Annotated in this window: 15 protein-coding genes, 3 tRNA genes and 2 rRNA genes; 5 read left to right on the top strand and 15 right to left on the bottom strand. The window is 34.2% G+C overall.

What is annotated here, in order from left to right; all coding sequences use genetic code 11:
* Window positions 1–83 precede the first annotated feature (83 nt).
* Together LPB248_RS13910 and LPB248_RS13905 are read right to left on the bottom strand one after the other, a co-directional pair.
* Entirely contained in the window at window positions 84–479 is a 396-nt protein-coding gene (locus tag LPB248_RS13910; protein ID WP_008464192.1) for an ExbD/TolR family protein, read from the bottom strand.
* 3 nt (window positions 480–482) lie between these two features.
* On the bottom strand, window positions 483–1,178 hold the full coding sequence (locus LPB248_RS13905) for a MotA/TolQ/ExbB proton channel family protein (RefSeq protein ID WP_177211972.1): 696 nt from the start codon (window positions 1,176–1,178) through the stop codon (window positions 483–485).
* Between the two features lie 130 nt (window positions 1,179–1,308).
* Between LPB248_RS13905 and LPB248_RS13900 the strand changes: the two genes are divergently transcribed.
* The 3 genes from LPB248_RS13900 to LPB248_RS13890 all read left to right on the top strand — a co-directional run bounded on the left by LPB248_RS13900 (window position 1,309) and on the right by LPB248_RS13890 (window position 3,548).
* A complete protein-coding gene (locus tag LPB248_RS13900) occupies window positions 1,309–2,535 on the top strand; it encodes a bifunctional folylpolyglutamate synthase/dihydrofolate synthase (RefSeq protein WP_177211971.1) in 1,227 nt (408 codons plus the stop codon).
* A 179-nt stretch (window positions 2,536–2,714) separates the two neighbouring features.
* A tRNA-Val gene (locus tag LPB248_RS13895) sits at window positions 2,715–2,792 on the top strand.
* A gap of 333 nt (window positions 2,793–3,125) precedes the next feature.
* Window positions 3,126–3,548, top strand: coding sequence for a helix-turn-helix domain-containing protein (locus LPB248_RS13890; protein WP_177211970.1), 423 nt, complete (start codon window positions 3,126–3,128; stop codon window positions 3,546–3,548).
* 61 nt (window positions 3,549–3,609) lie between these two features.
* Here LPB248_RS13890 and LPB248_RS13885 read toward each other — a convergent pair whose 3' ends face one another.
* The 3 genes from LPB248_RS13885 to LPB248_RS13875 all read right to left on the bottom strand — a co-directional run bounded on the left by LPB248_RS13885 (window position 3,610) and on the right by LPB248_RS13875 (window position 6,129).
* Window positions 3,610–4,317 (bottom strand): DUF6090 family protein, encoded by a 708-nt coding sequence (locus tag LPB248_RS13885; RefSeq protein ID WP_177211969.1) that lies wholly within the window; start codon window positions 4,315–4,317, stop codon window positions 3,610–3,612.
* Between the two features lie 220 nt (window positions 4,318–4,537).
* Window positions 4,538–4,900: a MerR family transcriptional regulator gene (locus LPB248_RS13880; RefSeq protein ID WP_177211968.1), complete on the bottom strand. Its 363-nt coding sequence runs from the start codon at window positions 4,898–4,900 to the stop codon at window positions 4,538–4,540.
* A 173-nt stretch (window positions 4,901–5,073) separates the two neighbouring features.
* Window positions 5,074–6,129, bottom strand: a complete 1,056-nt coding sequence (locus LPB248_RS13875) for a hypothetical protein (RefSeq protein WP_177211967.1) — start codon at window positions 6,127–6,129, stop codon at window positions 5,074–5,076.
* A 267-nt stretch (window positions 6,130–6,396) separates the two neighbouring features.
* Between LPB248_RS13875 and LPB248_RS13870 the strand changes: the two genes are divergently transcribed.
* Window positions 6,397–6,960, top strand: a complete 564-nt coding sequence (locus LPB248_RS13870) for an adenylate kinase family protein (RefSeq protein WP_177211966.1) — start codon at window positions 6,397–6,399, stop codon at window positions 6,958–6,960.
* A gap of 94 nt (window positions 6,961–7,054) precedes the next feature.
* Here LPB248_RS13870 and LPB248_RS13865 read toward each other — a convergent pair whose 3' ends face one another.
* The 3 genes from LPB248_RS13865 to LPB248_RS13855 form a co-directional block, all read right to left on the bottom strand.
* On the bottom strand, window positions 7,055–8,617 hold the full coding sequence (locus LPB248_RS13865; protein ID WP_177211965.1) for a serine hydrolase: 1,563 nt from the start codon (window positions 8,615–8,617) through the stop codon (window positions 7,055–7,057).
* Window positions 8,601–9,989 carry a hypothetical protein gene (locus tag LPB248_RS13860; RefSeq protein ID WP_177211964.1) on the bottom strand — a complete coding sequence of 463 codons (1,389 nt, stop codon included), beginning with the start codon at window positions 9,987–9,989 and terminating at the stop codon, window positions 8,601–8,603. The genes LPB248_RS13865 and LPB248_RS13860 overlap by 17 nt, the downstream gene beginning before the upstream one ends.
* 133 nt (window positions 9,990–10,122) lie before the next feature.
* Entirely contained in the window at window positions 10,123–11,223 is a 1,101-nt protein-coding gene (locus tag LPB248_RS13855; protein WP_177211963.1) for an acyltransferase family protein, read from the bottom strand.
* 346 nt (window positions 11,224–11,569) lie between these two features.
* Here LPB248_RS13855 and LPB248_RS13850 point away from each other — a divergent pair, with 346 nt between their 5' ends.
* Complete coding sequence (locus LPB248_RS13850; RefSeq protein ID WP_177211962.1) at window positions 11,570–12,460, top strand: DMT family transporter; 891 nt, start codon at window positions 11,570–11,572, stop codon at window positions 12,458–12,460.
* Window positions 12,461–12,513: 53 nt separating this feature from the next.
* Here LPB248_RS13850 and LPB248_RS13845 read toward each other — a convergent pair whose 3' ends face one another.
* The 7 genes from LPB248_RS13845 to LPB248_RS13815 form a co-directional block, all read right to left on the bottom strand.
* Window positions 12,514–13,107, bottom strand: a complete 594-nt coding sequence (locus tag LPB248_RS13845) for a YdeI/OmpD-associated family protein (RefSeq protein WP_177211961.1) — start codon at window positions 13,105–13,107, stop codon at window positions 12,514–12,516.
* A 45-nt stretch (window positions 13,108–13,152) separates the two neighbouring features.
* A complete protein-coding gene (lpxA, locus tag LPB248_RS13840) occupies window positions 13,153–13,926 on the bottom strand; it encodes an acyl-ACP--UDP-N-acetylglucosamine O-acyltransferase (RefSeq protein WP_177211960.1) in 774 nt (257 codons plus the stop codon).
* A 63-nt stretch (window positions 13,927–13,989) separates the two neighbouring features.
* Entirely contained in the window at window positions 13,990–14,553 is a 564-nt protein-coding gene (locus LPB248_RS13835) for a Crp/Fnr family transcriptional regulator (RefSeq protein ID WP_177211959.1), read from the bottom strand.
* A 414-nt stretch (window positions 14,554–14,967) separates the two neighbouring features.
* Window positions 14,968–15,077 (bottom strand): 5S ribosomal RNA (gene rrf, locus LPB248_RS13830).
* A 149-nt stretch (window positions 15,078–15,226) separates the two neighbouring features.
* Window positions 15,227–18,107 (bottom strand): 23S ribosomal RNA (locus LPB248_RS13825).
* Window positions 18,108–18,237: 130 nt separating this feature from the next.
* Window positions 18,238–18,311: transfer RNA gene (locus LPB248_RS13820), tRNA-Ala, on the bottom strand.
* A 107-nt stretch (window positions 18,312–18,418) separates the two neighbouring features.
* Window positions 18,419–18,492 (bottom strand) — tRNA-Ile (locus LPB248_RS13815).
* Window positions 18,493–18,533 lie beyond the last annotated feature (41 nt).

Below are 18,533 nucleotides of genomic sequence, written 5' to 3'. Positions count from 1 at the left end.
ACGACCGCAATAAAAAAATGGGCGAATCGACGTTATGCTGATTAGCCCATTTTTTTATTGTGGTCACGCCCTTATAATTATTTTTACTTCGGACTAGTTGCAATTACAAACTTCAAATTGTTCTTCACTCCTATCTGTAAAACATCTACTAAGTCTTGAACTTGCAGATTAAACGGAATTCGAACTACAACAGTTTGTTCTTTGTCTGTTCCTATTTTTGACATTAAACTCGTTTCTAGATTTTCGAAATCTACTTCCTGTTTGTCAATGTAGAACTTTTTATCTTCGGTAACCGATAAACTGATTAATTGCTTATTGGTCTTTTCATTCGCTTTAGCTTTTGGCAATGTCATCTTAATCACGTTCGGATTTGCCAGTGTTGAGATAATTAAGAAAAACAACAGCAGGAAAAACATGATATCGCTCAAAGATGAAGTCGCAACTTCGGCGTGAAATCTTCTTTTTCTTTTAATAGACATGGCTTATGCTCTTTGAATTATATTGACAAATTCTAAAATCTGTTTCTGAATTTTTAAAGCAAAATTATCAATCTTTCCGTTTAATAAATGGTAAGCACTATAAGCAATAATTCCCACAATTAATCCAGAACCAGAACTGATCATTTTTTCGTACAAACCTCCAGAAATATTTCCGATACTAATATTTTCAGTAACCGAAATGCTGTAGAAAATCTTGATAACCCCAGAAATCGTTCCAATGAAACCTAAAGTTGGCGCGATACCAGCAATAAGTCCAAGGTGACCTAAATGTCTTTCCATTTCACCAATCTCGATATCGGCAGCACGATCCATGTTAGATTCAATTTCGGCAATTGGTCTCCCTATTACTAGAACGCCTTCTTTTAAGATATTTCCAGCTGCGGTATTATTTCTTTCTACAATTGTTCTTGCCAATTCAATATTTCCAGAATGTAATTTTTCGCCAATATCTTGCATTAATCTGCTATCAATTCTAGAAGCACGGCTAATGTACATATAACGTTCAAAAATCAGGTAGATCGTATAAAACAATAAAATCGCGATTGGAATTAAGAACACTCCCCCTTTCATGATGAAACCAAACATTGAAATTTCATTTTGTGGCGCTGCAACCTTCTCGATCACTACATTTGAAGCATTTGCGATTGTATCTGTTTGTAACTGAATAAAACTAAACATATATTAATTCTGGTTTTTAATAATTAATTCTAAAAAATATTTGAAATTTGCAATAAAGATAATTTTCGCTGTAATATTAAACTACAAAAATCGAAATTTATTTCAATCAACAACCATTTTATCTAAACAAATGAACTATCAAGAAACTACCAATTGGATGTTTAATCAGCTTCCAATGTACCAATTGCAAGGTGCTTCTGCGTATAAAGAAGATTTAACGAATATCAAATTGTTGGCAGCTCATCTTGATAATCCGCAAGACAGATTACGATGCATTCATGTTGCGGGAACAAACGGTAAAGGTTCTACATCGCATATGCTTTCTTCTGTTCTTCAAGAAGCGGGTTACAAAGTGGGTTTGTATACTTCTCCGCACTTGAAAGATTTTAGAGAAAGAATTAAAATAAACGGAAAAGAAATCTCCGAAGAATTCGTAATTGAATTTATCGCAAAACACAAAGATTTTTTTGAAGCCAATGATATGAGTTTCTTCGAAATGTCGGTTGGCTTGGCATTTGATTATTTTGCCGCAGAAAAAGTGGATATTGCTATAATCGAAGTGGGTCTTGGCGGAAGATTGGATGCTACTAATATCATTACGCCTTTGGTTTCGGTGATTACTAATATTGGTTTAGATCATACTCAGTTTTTAGGAAATACTTTGGAAGCGATTGCTGGCGAAAAAGCTGGAATTATAAAACCGAATGTTCCTGTGGTTATTGGCGAATATACCGATGAAACTAAGCCTGTATTTTTGGCTAAAGCCGAAGAGAACAATGCGCCGATTTATTTTGCTTCAGATTTGATTGATCAGATTTATTTGTCGGACTTGATTGGAGATTATCAGTTTCATAATAAAAAAACGGTTCAGCAGACGATTTCGATTTTGAATAACGAAACCAATTTTAAAATCTCGACCGAACAATTAAAAGAAGGTTTATTGCATGTTGTAAAAAATACGGGTTTGCAAGGCAGATGGCAGCAATTGGGAGAAAACCCAAAAATTATTTGCGATACGGCACACAACAAACACGGATTATCGGTTGTAATGAATCAGCTGAAAAACGAAAAATACGAGAAACTTCATATTATTTTGGGTGTTGTAAATGATAAAGATCTGGATTCTATTTTGCCACTTTTCCCAAAAGATGCACAATATTATTTCTGTAATCCAGATTCGTCACGAGCTTTGCCAGCCGAAACTTTAAAAAATGCAGCCGAAAAATTCAGTTTAATAGGAGAAAAATACGATTCTGTTGCCCTCGCTTTTGCGGAAGCAAAGAAAAATGCGTTGGAAAATGATTTTATTTACGTTGGCGGAAGCACTTTTGTGGTTGCCGAACTGCCTTTGAGCTAAAATATACTTTTGATGTAGAAAAAACTTCAAAAAAATCATTTTAATAACAAATTCATAAACAAGGAGATATAAACTATTTTTAAAAAAGTTTTATTTTTTATTCGAATTTCTTTGCAGAACTCAAAAACTAGCGTATATTTGCACTCGCAATCACGAAATGATAGCAACCTAGTAAAATAGGGCGATTAGCTCAGCTGGTTCAGAGCACCTCGTTTACACCGAGGGGGTCGGGGGTTCGAACCCCTCATCGCCCACCAAGAAACTCCTTAATTTCTTAAGGAGTTTTTTTTATGTCTATTTTTATCATCATAACTTTTTATAAACGTAAAGTATTGTCATCCTGAGGAACGAAGGATCACATTCGGTAATCGACAAAGATTGGCGATATACTTTACGGAATTTCTAGTGCGATCCTTCGTTCCTCAGGATGACAAATCTTTGTCTAAAATTTAAACCTGAGAAACAGAATTCCAAATCCTGACCATAAAAATTGTATTTTTGTTTACCGCTCCCCAAGAAAATCTGTAACATACATTTAAAATCTGTTTTTTACAGTTCTGGTTTATTCACTTAATTATTATCTTTGAATTATGAGCACACTATCAAGACCAAAACATATCGGAAGAAACATTAGCCGTATTCGTGAACTTCGCGACATGAAACAGGAAGCTTTGGCGCAAGCTTTAGGCATTAGTCAGCAAACAATTTCTGCTATTGAAAACAGCGAAACTATAGACGACACAAGACTAGCTGAAGTTGCAAAAGCACTTGGAGTAACTGCAGAGGCTATTAAAAATTATTGTGATGATATGGTATTGAATATCATGAACAATACTTTTACCAATACTAGCCACGATAGTTCAACAATTAATTCAATTAATGTTCAACCTACTTTTAATCCGCTTGATAAAATTGTAGAACTTTACGGAGAAAAAGAAAAACTTTATGAACGCTTAATCCAAGCCGAAAAAGACAAAGTTGAGTATCTCGAAAAAATAGTAAAAGGAAAATAACCTTTTAAAGCATAAAAAAACTCCATTATTTCTAATGGAGTTTTTTTATGCTTTAACTTTTTTATTTGTCTAACTTTTTTTCAATTTCTTTAATAAGTTCAACTGCAAGTGGTTTTGTGTTTTCTTTATAAACCCTTATGTTATTTTTACCTAGTTTAACAAGATATGAAAGTGTCTTTTTATACTTTGGATCAGAATATAATTCTTTTTCTGGCTTATCAGCATTTTCTATTTCTTTATCGAAACACTTAAACAAAAATTCAGTGTACATTTTATCAACTTCGTTAGCAGCTGGAACAAATATTTGATAATAGTTTAAGATTTTCTGTTTTAATTTTTCGTCTTCAATGTAGCCAAGTTTACCGCTTGATTTAAAACCTTCGTAATTACCTATTGTCAATGTTTGTCCGTGCGAATGAATTGGAAAGTTTACTTTGCCTTTAGATTTATAAATACTATCTAGTTGAGAAGGCGTTAATGCTAAAATTTTTTCGTAATCTGCGTTTGTCTTTTGGTACATTCCCACTTCTCTGTCAATACTCTCTATATCATTCTTTAAATCATTTTTTAAGTTACCAAGAAACACTGCTACTTCTTCTTGTTGGTGTCTATGTTCGCTCCAACCGTGAAGCCATATTGAAAGCGTTACAGCAAAAACGATAATGCATATTTCTATAATGATTTCTTTTACTTTCTCACCTACTGTGTGTTCTGGTTTTTTGACAGCTTTGTAAATTTTGTTTGAATGCTTGGTTATCTCTTCTTGCATAATTTAGTTTTGTAATTTTAATTCTAGTTGTTATTTGTAGTTTATTTTAGTCTGCTATTCAGTTTTACGAGTTCAAAAGCGAATATAACACTATTTGCAAAATCTTATATTAATTTCTTAAATTCCACATAAAACTTTTCTTAGATAATTAAAATAAGAACCATAAAAAAACTCCTTAATTTCTTAAGGAGTTCTCTACATGCTTTTTAAACTTTAAAAATCAATCATTATTACTTTGTATTTTCTCGCATACTTTTTCAAGAAGACTTTTGGTTTGTTTAAAATATTTCATTTTATCGTCGATCTCTTTTATTTTGGCTTGAAAAAGTTCTAGTGTTTCTGGTTTCGAGTCTGTTGTTTCGAACCAGCTTATCAATATTTTTTTTATTTCTGCTAAAGTAAATCCGACTTCTCTTGCTTCTATAATAATTTCTAAACGCTCAATAGTATTAGCATCGTAATGTTTATAGTTATTAGAGGTCACTTTTTCATCAGTCAATCCTTTGATCATTCCTAAATTCTCATAATATCTAATAGTGTGGATTGACAATCCGGTTCTTTTTGACAATTCGTTTACAAGCATAATTTTACTTTTTTGATGAAAAAACAATAAAGCATAGAGTATAGTCTATACTTTTCAGTTGCAAATATACTAATTGTTTTTACTTCTAAAATTTTAAAACACGAGAAATGAGATTTTACATAAAAAAAACTCCATTATTTCTAATGGAGTTTTTAAAAATTAAAGAGAAATCTTTATTTCAATTTCGTCAGCGCTTTAGAATTTCTCAACAAAAACACATATTGAAAATAATCAGCCGTAACAGCATCTTTAAGCGGCACAATATTTTCTCCAAAAACTCTCGATTTTACTGTTATCAGATTTTGCGATTTCAAGTAAGGCGAATTTTTTGAGTTAAGTTTAAAAAGTGTGATTGATTCTGGTTTGCTCAATTCTTTCAAATCATTAATTCCTTTTACAAGCATTAATGGTCCGTCGGCATTTATCCAATCTACTTTTTCATTTTCAGGAGTTGGAAACTGAGGGTTTTTAGGAAGATACATTTCGCTATCAATTGTATAACTTACAAAACTTGTCACTTTTACTCCCGAGTCTTTTAATCCTGCAGCAAAAGTTGCTCTGCCCGATTCTGTTTTCTTTTGCAGTGTATGAAAATATCCGAAAAGTCCATAGAATTTTTCATTTTCAAGATGCTCCTTCTGAATTGCATTTTTAAAATTACTCACCATTGCTTCATCTCTAGAACCTTTAGATTCATCATCGAAATTTTTATCAATTCCGATTACGGTAATTTTTAGAGAATCAGCCAAATTTTGATTGTAATCGTAAACAGCATTCCATTTATCAAATAATTCCTGGCTAGCTTGCTGCGGAATTCTTCTCTTAATAGACTCAACAACTTCTTTCAAAATTGCTTTATTCTTTTGTTTCTCAGACAAAAAAGCATTCAACTTTTTAGCTGTCAAACTATCCATTTCGGCAATATAATATTTGATTCCCACTTTCTTATTCAAGAAAAAAAGCATTTCTTGATCTATTTTCTGATTATCTGCATAACCATGAATTTCACCTAATAAGAAAACTTGCGATTTATAAAACTCATCATCAAATAGTTTTTCGTCAATAGAAGTTCCTATCTGAACATTATTTTTTGATAAATAGCTGATATTATCATCATTTTTAGATTCTAAAAATAATTTATTGCTGATAAATAAATAGGCCATAAAAAGCAAAATAATACTCAAAAGGCTAATAAACGTGATTTTGATGAATTTTAAAATTTTCTTCATGGTTTTGAATTATGGTTGTTTTGATTTTGATGTAAAAGTATTTTTATTCAATAAAACATTCAATTTTTATTGACCGAATTGTTGTTTCTAGAAGATGAATTGTTCCAGTCTTCTACGATTTATTTATCCACATCCCAGCTAGAGAAGTTTTTAGCTGGTTTTTACAAAGAAGATGTTTTTTCCTTATAAATAAAGATTCCTTGTTAGGCCAGAATAAATCATTCGTACCTTTAAAGAATCAAAAAAATAAAAACTTCACAACTTAAAATGGAAATATTAATAATTACTGGCCCTCCTTATTCTGGAAAAGGCACTCAATGCGAGATTTTAAAAGACGAACTTAAATTTGAGCATATTTCAACTGGAGACAGATGCCGTTTGGAAAAACAAAATGAAACGGAAATTGGAAAAATAATGTCTCAATATGAAGAAAAAGGAGATTTAGTTCCTGATTCTATAATGAAAGATCTTTTTAGTAAAATATTAGATGAAAACAGAAATGCTAAAGGAATTATTTTAGATGGTTACCCAAGAACTGAACCACAAGTAAATGATCTATTGGAACTCGTAAAATCTAAAAATCTGGAAATTGGAAAAGTAATCAATATTGATGTTCCCAAAGAAGAACTTTTAAAAAGAGCACAAAAAAGAGCCGAAACTTCTAACAGAAAAGACGACAAAGATGTCAGCATCCATCTTAAAAGAATCGAAGTTTTTGAAAGTTCAACTAGACCAGCAATTGAATATATGAAGTCAAAAATCAAAGTCTTGACTTTTGATGGAATGGGTACAATTGAAGAAATAACAAAACGTATTAAGGATAATTTGTAAAATAGTGTAATTAACTTATTGAATTACAACTTTATGAAACCCAATAAAAAAAACTCCATTATAAATAATGGAGTTTTTTTTATTACACTAATTGTTATCTCACTCTTACTAAATCTAAGTCCTGAAAATCAAAACTAAAATCAATGTTTGGAGAGATGCCTTTCATTTTAATAGATTGAGCTTTGCCATTTTCATCCAAAGAAAACATCGCTAATGCATCGCAATTCATCGCTTGATATTCCCATTTTATGGCAAATGTATTGGCGTTGTAAAAAGCCATTGGACCATTTAATTTTGGCGAACGGTACGATTTAAACCATAATTGTTTATTTTTTTCAAATACTTCAATTTCACCAAACCATTTATCAGCATAAATACCAATAAAATCTTCATTCTTTATTTTTACATTTTTTGACAGCTTTACCTTTTCCCAGACTTTTTTGGTTACATCATCACCAGAATTTCTATCTTCATTCATCCACTGCACCAATTTATCGGTCCATCCAAAATCATCTAAACCTAAATAACTATCAGAAATGGTATTGCTAACTGCTGTAAAAAGTCCTCCTCCTCCATTTTCAGTATTAGTTAAAATTACAATCCCCAAATTCAAATCTGGATACATGGTTACAATAGAAAGCATTCCAGGCAAACCTCCAGTATGAGATACTTTTAAATTTCCTTTTTCGTCTGATAATTGCCAGCCTAAACCATAACCATTAAAATGAGAATTGTATCTTGGGTTTTGATCTGTTTCCTGAACAGTATGTATTCTCCACATTTCATTGTGGTTTTTTAAGGAAAAAAGCGTCGTTTTCAAATCTGGTCCGTACTGGCCTTTATTCAAACGAACTATCATCCATTTCGCCATATCTTGAGCATTAGAAAAAATACCACCCGCAGCAGCATTAATTTGATCATTAAACCCTTCTATTTTCTTTATCGTTCCAGATTCAGACGAATGCGAAACTGCAAAATTAGATGTATCTTTTATTAAACTGCTTCCAACAAAAGTATTGTTCATTTGTAAAGGGGCAATGATTCTTTTTTGTACAAATTCCTCATAACTCATACCGCTTACTCTTGCAATTACTTCACCGGCTACTATATAAAGTAAATTATCATAATCCCATTTCGTTCGAAAAGCTGAAACAGGTTTAAAATACTGAAAACTTGTCAAGACATCTTTAATGGTAAAATTAGTGCCATCAGGAAAAAACATCAAATCACCTACTCCCAATCCTAATCCGCTACGATGAGTAAGCAAATCCTGTATATTAAAATTCTCCGTCACATAATCATTATACATTTTAAATTCAGGAGCGTAATCTTTTACCTTATCAGTCCATTTTAATTTTCCTTCATCTTCCAAAATAGAAAGCGCTGCTGTTGTAAATGCTTTACTATTTGAGGCAATTTGAAAATTAGTATTTTCATTTACAGCTTTTTTTGTCTCTATAGAACTAACTCCGTAACCTTTTAAATGAATTATTTTTCCATCTTTAACAACTGCAATTGATGCTCCTGCTACTTTAAATTTCGCCAAGGCAGATTCCATCAATACATCAATATTTTGTGATGTTATTTGACCAAAAGCGGTTGCTGACGAAAAGCAGATACAAATAACTAATACTAAATAACTATTTACTTTTTTCATTTATAGATTTAATTAATGTTTCTAATTCCGTTTTTTTCTGATTTAAAATTATCAATTGACTTTTATCTTCTAAAAGAATCATCTCTGCAAATTCTTTATCAGGATTTACTTTCCAGTTTTTCAACTCTTTAAACTTACTTTTTACGAGTTTAATTTTTTCTTTGCTGTCTTTTGAAATAATTACCATTTTGGTCAATGATGTCTGCTTCATTTTTTCAATGCTACTTTCTGAAATTTGATTTTCATATTCTGTTCTGGAACGATAACGGAATATTTTATTTATAGTTTTAAAATCTTTTTCATTTTCAGTAATCACATAACGATACGTCATAATATTATTTAATTCATTTATCCAATCTGGAAAATTGGTTTCGTAAAGCTGAATATAACTATCTATAAAATTTTTATCAATCGGCTTCTTTTGTTCGATGTATTCTATGGTTAACGGATAAATCTGCTTTGCCATCAAATTGATATACTTATTATTATACCATTCTCCAACGTCAACTTTTCCGTCCAATTTTTCATAAACATATCCGTTTCCTAATACTGTTGCCAAAACTTCGTTCAATAATTGATAAGCATAGTTGCTGCATTTTGATTTATTCTCTTTAAAATAAGTGTCAATTTCAGTTTTTACTTCCAACGATTGTTCGTCGTAAATGATATGATACGTTTCATGCATCATTACACTAAATAAATCTTTATGCGATTTTAAATCGGTTTGAATAGCACTAACAAAATTATTGCAAAATGCAGAAGCAGTAAAGCCTTTTGAATTAGGTAGCGGATAAAAAGCAGCCACAAACGGGATCGAATTATCCCAACTGGAATTATAAAATATTAATCCTGTTTTAAAATAATTTTCGATCTCGTGATCGTTAGAATATTTTTTAATTTCATCTAACTGTTTTTCAAACTTTTCTTTATTCGGATTATAGATCAAGTCATTGTAAATAGGAGTAAACTCTGAAATACATTCTCCTAAATCACTCAGCGTTTTATTGGGAATCATTCCTGCAGAACGAATTTTGAAATCAGTTAAATTGTCGGTTTCAATCAAATTCTTTTTCAAAATATCCTGTGTCTGCATTGTTTTCTTTGATCCATACGGAAAATCTTCGAAGCGAAAACTATAAGAAATAGACAATTGATCAAATTTTGAGATTATATTTTTATACTTCTCAATATTGTATTTTGAGTTTTGAAACTCTGTTTTAAAAACATTGTCTGGATAATATTCGGATAGATTTTCTAAAAAAACAAAAACCGCCAGCTGCTCCGAATATTTAATTTTGAAAGAGGCATTTTGTCCAAATGTCTGCAAGGTTAAAAAGAGAAACAGATACTTTATTACAATACTAATTTTCAAGTTTATTCATTTTAAGTTACTAAAACATTTGTAAGATTATAAAGCTAATATACTATGTTTTTCCACAGGATAGCAGTTTTAATATTTTAACACAAAAAATAAATACCGAAGACCTTTTATCGAAAGTTCTTATTTAAGAATTTGTCGCTATGTTTTTCTTTCTTTTATCATTAAGATAATTTCGTACTGGAATATCATAAATCACCATTACTAAATATGCAAAACCAACAAGTAGAACTACAGAAGTAATTACAATCAAAGTCAATTGTGTTGTATCGGGTTTATAATTGGTATAATAATTTCCAAACATCCATAAAACGGCATAATGTGTCATGTACAACGGATAAGATATTTTTCCAGAAAAAATGCAGGCTTTTTTTAATCTTGGTTTTAAAACAGCACCAGCTCCTAAAGAAATCAGCAATGGAAAATACAATAAAACTACTAAAGGTTCAGAAATCCAGTTCCATTCTGAAAATGGCATAATAAAAGCTAAAAGTAATAAAAAGGTTAATCCGCCAAAACCAAGTTTATTTTTTATAATCCAGTTAGAACGGTAAATAAGCAATCCTGCTAAAAAAGAATACGAAATTCTAGCACATCCATCCCAAAAAGTCGGACCGCTCCAACCTCCTAATAAATTTCCTGAATTATATCCGACATAACAAATCGCAATTGCTGCCAATATAGTTAGCAATAATAAAAAGCTCCTGCTAATTCTATAAAGAACAAATGCATAAACAATATTAGCAATATATTCCCAAAACAATGACCAAGCAGGCGCATTAAAACTAAACAGGTTAAATCCGCGATCGGCGATAACTGGAAGTGGAATAAGAAACAGAGAACAGATAAATGTCAAAATAATTTTTCCTGTACTGTATAATTCCAAATGACCGCCAAACGGATCGAATAAAAATGCCAACAATCCTAATATCGATCCAGCAATTACTAAAGGATGCAATCTTATAATTCTTGATATAAAGAAATTGCGAAGTCCCATTTTTGCAATACGGTCATCATAAGCATATCCAATCACGAATCCTGACAGGCAAAAGAAAAAATCGACAGCTAAAAATCCGTGTCCAATAAAGTTTTGACTTGGATCGGTAAAAATCCATTCCATAAAATGAAAAACAACAACAGCAAAAGCTGCGATGCCTCTTAATCCGTCTAAAATTTCAAAATGCTGTTTGGTTTCAAGAACTGCTGTAGTGGACTGGCTTGTACTCATTAGATTGTAATAAACTTATAATTTAGGTAATTGGGTATCGTTGCAAGTTCTACAAATTAATATTCAAATCAAAATCAGATTTATTCAATTCAGCTGTTAAATTGTTTGAAGTTTCACATTTAAATAACTTTTTCAACTTTTTCACAGAATACTTTTTTCTTAATTTTGCTCAAAATCAAATTTCATCATGAGTTTTAAAGGTTGTCTTCCTCCTCCAATAAATTAATATTGCTTCTTTAGTATTGGCACTTGACTGAATGCTTTCAGTCCGATTTCTTGTGTCTTTACTCCAATCAAACAATTATTAATTTCAATATATATCCTCAAAAAGGATAGACAACTTCTTATGAAAAAATCTTATTTGATACTGCATGCTGCAGTTTTACTTGCTGGTTTTACTGGCGTTTTCGGAAAACTTATTTCTCTTAATGAAATCACTTTAGTTTGGTATAGAGTATTATTTGCTTCGATTATTCTCTTTTTCATTTTAAAAATTTATAATCTTAAAATGCTGAAGTCATTTTCTGAAACCGTAAAAATTTCCAAAGCCGGAGTATTGATTACCATTCACTGGATTTTCTTCTATGCCAGCATTAAATATTCTAACATCTCAATTGGCGTAGTTTGTTATTGTCTGACTAGCTTTTTTACTGCTTTTTTTGAACCTATACTCAATAAAAAAAGATTCAATCTTGTTCAAGTTTTATTAAGCATGCTGACCTTATTAGGAATAAGTCTGATTTTTCATTTTGATTCTTCCTATCAACTTGGAATTTTACTTGGAGTAATTTCATCTGCCTTTGCTGCCTTGTACACTATTTACAATGAAAGGCTGGTACAATTTTATGATAGCAAACTCATTAATTTTTATCAGATGCTTGGTGGAACTTTAGTATTAGGGCTTGCTCTGCCATTTTATTTTTATAATTTTCCAGACCAAGCTTTTATCCCAAACTTGAAAGACATTTTCTATTTATTGGTTCTAGCTTCATGCTGTACCGTTGCTCTTTATGTAATGTTTGCAGAATCACTTAAAAAGATTCCTGCGTTTACCATCAATCTAACATTTAACCTAGAACCAATTTATTCCATAATATTAGCCTTTTTATTTTTTAATGAAGGCCAATCGGTTAATTTCTCTTTTTACATAGGAATAAGTTTGGTAATGACTTCCGTTTTATTCCAATCGATAATTTCTATTCGAAAGAAAAATGCCCTCAAAGAACAAATCTCTTAAAACCAAAAAAAACTCCTTTGCATAAAAGGAGTTTTTATTTTTATTTATTTTTTCTAATCATTCAATCCTTTTCCGTCTAAAATACGCGGAATATTTTTTTCTACTCTAGCTTCTCTAGTTTTAGATTGTTTAGGTTGAGAAAAATGGAGCAAATACGCTCGCTGTCTTCCAGGAGTTAAAGCATAGAAAGCTTTTTTAAAATCAACATCAGAATCAAATTTGTGCTGAAGTTCTTCTGCAATTTCAAACTCAGAAACTTTTTTCAGCTCTACTTTTTGTCCAGATTTTTCAATTTCGGCCGCTTCAAAAATATACTTTTTCAGAATTTCTTTTTTAGCTAAAATATCTTCAACATTTGTAAATCGAACTTGACGCGCCGCCTGAACATTATCTGATTGTTGAATCAAGATATTATCTGGATCTTTCATTAAAGCGCCTTTGAAAAACAAAAAAGCACAATATTCCTTAAAATAATGAATCAAAACAATGTTTGCTTTTTCGAAAGTATAACAAGGAGATCCCCATTTCAATTCTTCAGACAAATGACAGTCTAAAACAATCTCTCTCATTTGTTCAATTTCAGCTTTCCATTTTTCAGCTTTTTCAAAATAAAAATCAACTTTAGAATTGGTACTATATTTTGTCATGACGAGTTAATTTATTAAATATATAAATTTAGCATTTTTATATATTTAAATGTCAAAGCCTCTAATAATTCCCCTTTTAGATCGACGAACAAAATTTAGAATCTTATCCCGTTCAACTGTTTTCACAAATTCTTCATTAATTATTTCCAAAGCAAATTTTGTATTTCTCTTTTGCTGGAATAAAATTCTATAAATTGACCGAAGTTCATCAATTTTTTGAGAATCAAATCCTCTTCTTTTTAGACCAACCGCATTTAATCCTGCAAATCTTAAAGGTTCATGAGCAACAACAACATAAGGAGGAACATCCTTAACAACTCGGCTTAAGCCACTAATCATAGCATGCTCGCCAATAATTGAAAATTGATGTATAGCTGTGAGCCCGCTAATATTTACCCAATCTTCAACAGTTACTTCACCAGCCATTCCAACACTAAAACCTATAATGCAATTATTTCCAATAATGCAATCATGACCAATATGTGCATTGGACATAATTAAATTAGAATTACCAATACATGTTTTTCCTTTAGAAATTGTCCCTTTATTAATTGTTACAAATTCCCTGATTATATTGTTATCGCCAATTTCCAAAAGAGTATATTCTCCTTTGTACTTCAAATCTTGAGGAATACCACCTAAAACTGCGTTCGAATGAATTTCACAATTTTCTCCAATTCTTGATCCATTTAAAATTGTTACATGATTTCCTATTCGAGTATTAGCGCCAATTACAACATCCTCTTCAATAGTTACACCATTTCCTATGCAAATGTTATTACCTAAAACAGCATTTTTGTTAATAAAAGTATCTTTCAATTTTTATGTCATTAATTAGTCACAAAAATTAAAAAAGTTTAAATACTTTTTATTGATGTAATATCAAATAATTGATGCCCTAATCCTGCTCAACGTTTCCTGGCTTACGCCGATTAATGACGCAATATGTTTCAATTTGGATTTTTTAATAATTTGAGGAAATGACCCTAAAAGAAATAAGTATTTTTTCTCTGCAGTCATTAAACGAAATAAATGATTAAATTCATTTATTTGAGAAAGATAATACCGAAGCTGTTTTATGTGAAATTTTATAAATAACGGATATTCCAATAAAGTCTGCTCATCAAAATAAGACAGCGAATAGGCAATTGTTTTTTCACAAGTTTGAAAATTCTCAAATGATGATTTCTGCTCAAAGAAACTACTCATTGAAGTTACAAATTGATTATCCGTATAAATCCACTTCGTAACTTCTTCTCCATCTTCGATGCAAAACCTTCGAACTGCACCCGATTTTATAAAATAGATATTATTACAAACTTTACCCTCTTTAATAATAAATTCGTCTTTCTTAAAAGTTACTTCAACAAAACTTTCTTTTATAGCAAGCTCTGTCTCCGAATCTAATTTCTCAAAACTATTTATAATCTGAATTAGCTCTTCCATGTATTTTTTATTTCATTATAGCCAAATTTAAAACGAATTTAAGACAAAAGCTAAACCCAAATTAACAAACCATTGTTTTAATAGATTTTAAGAGCTTTAAAGGCCTAACAATTAAGGTTTGACAATCTAACCTTTATAGATAAATTTTAAAGGAATTAAAACAGAAAACTTAGCTTAAAATAGCAGACAATTATATTTTTATGGCGTTTCCCTCCGGGCCGCGCTGTCCGCTGTATCTTTTGCGGGGGAAAAATTAGAAGGAAAGAGCTTTTAGGTGTCCCGCAAAAGGATGCCGCTTCCATCGCTAACGCGGCATACGGCCTATATGCGGCTATTGTCCTCTGCCGGCAGGCATCTTTTCCAAAACAGTCCAAAAACAGAAAACCCTATCCGATTTGGATAGGGTTTTCAAAAGAAAGGCGACGACATACTCTCCCACAATGATGCAGTACCATCTGCGCAGGCGGGCTTAACTTCTCTGTTCGGGATGGGAAGAGGTGAGCCCCGCCGCAATAACCACCTTAAGAAGTTACAATTGCTTTGGGCAATCTTTTCAATTAATAATTGACAATTTACAATTAATAATTAAAATAATATTTTAACATACTGAGATAAAGAAAAGAAGAATATTTTAGAAAGTTTCCTCCCCCGATTTTCATCGGGGGAAAAGGGCGTACATAAGCTTACGGATTATTAGTACTACTCGACTATGACATTACTGCCTTTACATCTGTAGCCTATCAACGTGGTCATCTTCCACGATCCTTAAAAGAAATCTCATCTTGTGGTGGGTTTCGCGCTTATATGCTTTCAGCGCTTATCCCTTCCCAACGTAGCTACTCTGCGGTGCCCCTGGCGGGACAACAGATACACTAGAGGTTAGTCCAATTCGGTCCTCTCGTACTAGAATCAGATCCACTCAAATTTCTAACGCCCGCAGTAGATAGAGACCGAACTGTCTCACGACGTTCTGAACCCAGCTCGCGTGCCACTTTAATGGGCGAACAGCCCAACCCTTGGGACCTTCTCCAGCCCCAGGATGTGACGAGCCGACATCGAGGTGCCAAACCCCCCCGTCGATATGAGCTCTTGGGGGAGATCAGCCTGTTATCCCCGGCGTACCTTTTATCCTTTGAGCGATGGCCCTTCCATGCGGAACCACCGGATCACTATGCTCTACTTTCGTACCTGATCGACCTGTATGTCTCTCAGTCAAGCTCCCTTATGCCATTGCACTCTACGCACGGTTACCAAGCGTACTGAGGGAACCTTTAGAAGCCTCCGTTACTCTTTTGGAGGCGACCACCCCAGTCAAACTACCCACCAAGCACTGTCCCCCACATTGCGGGGTTAGGCCTCAGATAAACAAAGGGTTGTATTTCAACAATGACTCCACAGCGCCTGGCGACGCCACTTCACAGTCTCCAACCTATCCTACACATCATTTATCCAAGGTCAATACTAAGCTATAGTAAAGGTGCACAGGGTCTTTTCGTCCCACTGCGGGTAAACGGCATCTTCACCGTTACTACAATTTCACCGAGCTCATGGCTGAGACAGTGTCCAGATCGTTACACCATTCGTGCAGGTCGGAACTTACCCGACAAGGAATTTCGCTACCTTAGGACCGTTATAGTTACGGCCGCCGTTTACTGGGGCTTCAATTCAATGCTTCTCCGAAGATAACATCTCCTCTTAACCTTCCAGCACCGGGCAGGTGTCAGGCCCTATACTTCATCTTACGATTTTGCAGAGCCCTGTGTTTTTGATAAACAGTCGCCTGGACCTCTTCACTGCGGCCCCGATTGCTCGGGGCGACCTTTCTCCCGAAGTTACAGGTCTATTTTGCCTAATTCCTTAGCCATGAATCTCTCGAGCACCTTAGGATTCTCTCCTCAACTACCTGTGTCGGTTTACGGTACTGGTTCTTATTGCCTGAAGTTTAGAGGTTTTTCTTGGAAGCCCTTAGGCGCACTATCTCTTTGTCCGAAGACTCCGAGTACTATCGCATTTCACCAGTCTCTACGGATTTGCCTATAGAGCCTATAGCTAGGTGCTTTAACGAACTATTCCGTCAGTTCGCGGCGCTTTCATCACTCCGTCACCCCATCACAGCAATAAGAAGTACGGGAATATTAACCCGTTGGCCATCGACTGTCCCTTTCGGGTTCGCCTTAGGTCCAGACTAACCCACAGCTGATTAGCATAGCTGTGGAAACCTTAGTTTTTCGGTGTGCGGGTTTCTCGCCCGCATTATCGTTACTTATGCCTACATTTTCTTTTCTGACCGGTCCAGCACCCCTTACGAGATACCTTCAGCCCTGTCAGAATGCTCCCCTACCACTTGCAGTTGCCTGCAAATCCATAGCTTCGGTAATATGCTTATGCCCGATTATTATCCATGCTCGTCCGCTCGACTAGTGAGCTGTTACGCACTCTTTAAATGAATGGCTGCTTCCAAGCCAACATCCTAGCTGTCTGGGCAGACAAACCTCGTTCTTTCAACTTAGCATATATTTGGGGACCTTAGCTGATGGTCTGGGTTCTTTCCCTCTCGGACTTGGACCTTAGCACCCAAGCCCTCACTGTTATCAATCATTATACAGCATTCGGAGTTTGTCAGGAATTGGTAGGCGGTGAAGCCCCCGCATCCAATCAGTAGCTCTACCTCTGTATAACTAAAATAACGCTGCACCTAAATGCATTTCGGGGAGTACGAGCTATTTCCGAGTTTGATTGGCCTTTCACCCCTACCCACAGGTCATCCGAAGACTTTTCAACGTCAACCGGTTCGGTCCTCCACTGTGTGTTACCACAGCTTCAACCTGCCCATGGGTAGATCACACGGTTTCGCGTCTAACACTACTGACTAAAGCGCCCTATTCAGACTCGCTTTCGCTGCGGATCCATGGCTTAACCACTTATCCTTGCCAGCAGCGTTAACTCGTAGGCTCATTATGCAAAAGGCACGCCGTCACCCCACTAAAGGGCTCCGACCGCTTGTAGGCGTATGGTTTCAGGATCTATTTCACTCCGTTATTCACGGTTCTTTTCACCTTTCCCTCACGGTACTGGTTCACTATCGGTCTCTCAGGAGTATTTAGCCTTAGCGGATGGTCCCGCCGAATTCAGACAGGGTTTCACGTGCCCCGCCCTACTCAGGATACCGCTATCCTTTACATTCATTACTTATACGAGGCTATCACTCTCTATGGCCCTGCTTTCCAGCAGATTCTAATTCTTCATGCAAGAAATCTCGCGGTCCTACAACCCCAGCAATGCCGTAACAATCCTGGTTTGGGCTAATCCGCGTTCGCTCGCCACTACTTACGGAATCACTTTTGTTTTCTTCTCCTCCGCCTACTTAGATGTTTCAGTTCAGCGGGTTTGCCCACCTATCGGTGTGCTATATCTTCAATATAGCGGGTTGCCCCATTCGGATATCTGCGGATCAATCTGTGTGTGCCAGTCCCCGCAGCTTTTCGCAGCTTATCACGTCCTTCATCGCCTCTGAGAGCCTAGGCATTCCCCATACGCCCTTATTTTGCTTATTGTACCAATCTTGTTACTTAAAACAAGACCGTTTTGTTTTGTTTTTTACAATAGAATTGTAAAAAACGCTTTCTACTTTCTTATTATTTTCTTATCTCAATATGTCAATGAACTTTTAAGCTTTCGCTTTCGTGGAGAATAACGGAGTCGAACCGTTGACCTCCTGCGTGCAAGGCAGGCGCTCTAGCCAGCTGAGCTAATCCCCCATTTTTCAATCTTAGATTGCAGAATTCAGATTTTAGATTTCTTAATTCTTCTCTAATTTCTTTTGGTGAATTCCAACTTCCAGAATTTCCTTTCTCAAGTCAAATAGTAGTCCCGGGCAGACTCGAACTGCCGACCCCTACATTATCAGTGTAGTACTCTAACCAGCTGAGCTACGAGACTCTGTTTTACTTAAGTTTTATCATTTTTTTTAAATTAACAGC

The organism is Flavobacterium sp. LPB0248 (assembly GCF_013388355.1).
Lineage (GTDB): Bacteria > Bacteroidota > Bacteroidia > Flavobacteriales > Flavobacteriaceae > Flavobacterium.
The sequence above is the reverse complement of the archived record's forward strand: the minus strand, read 5'-3'. Positions and strand labels throughout refer to the sequence as shown.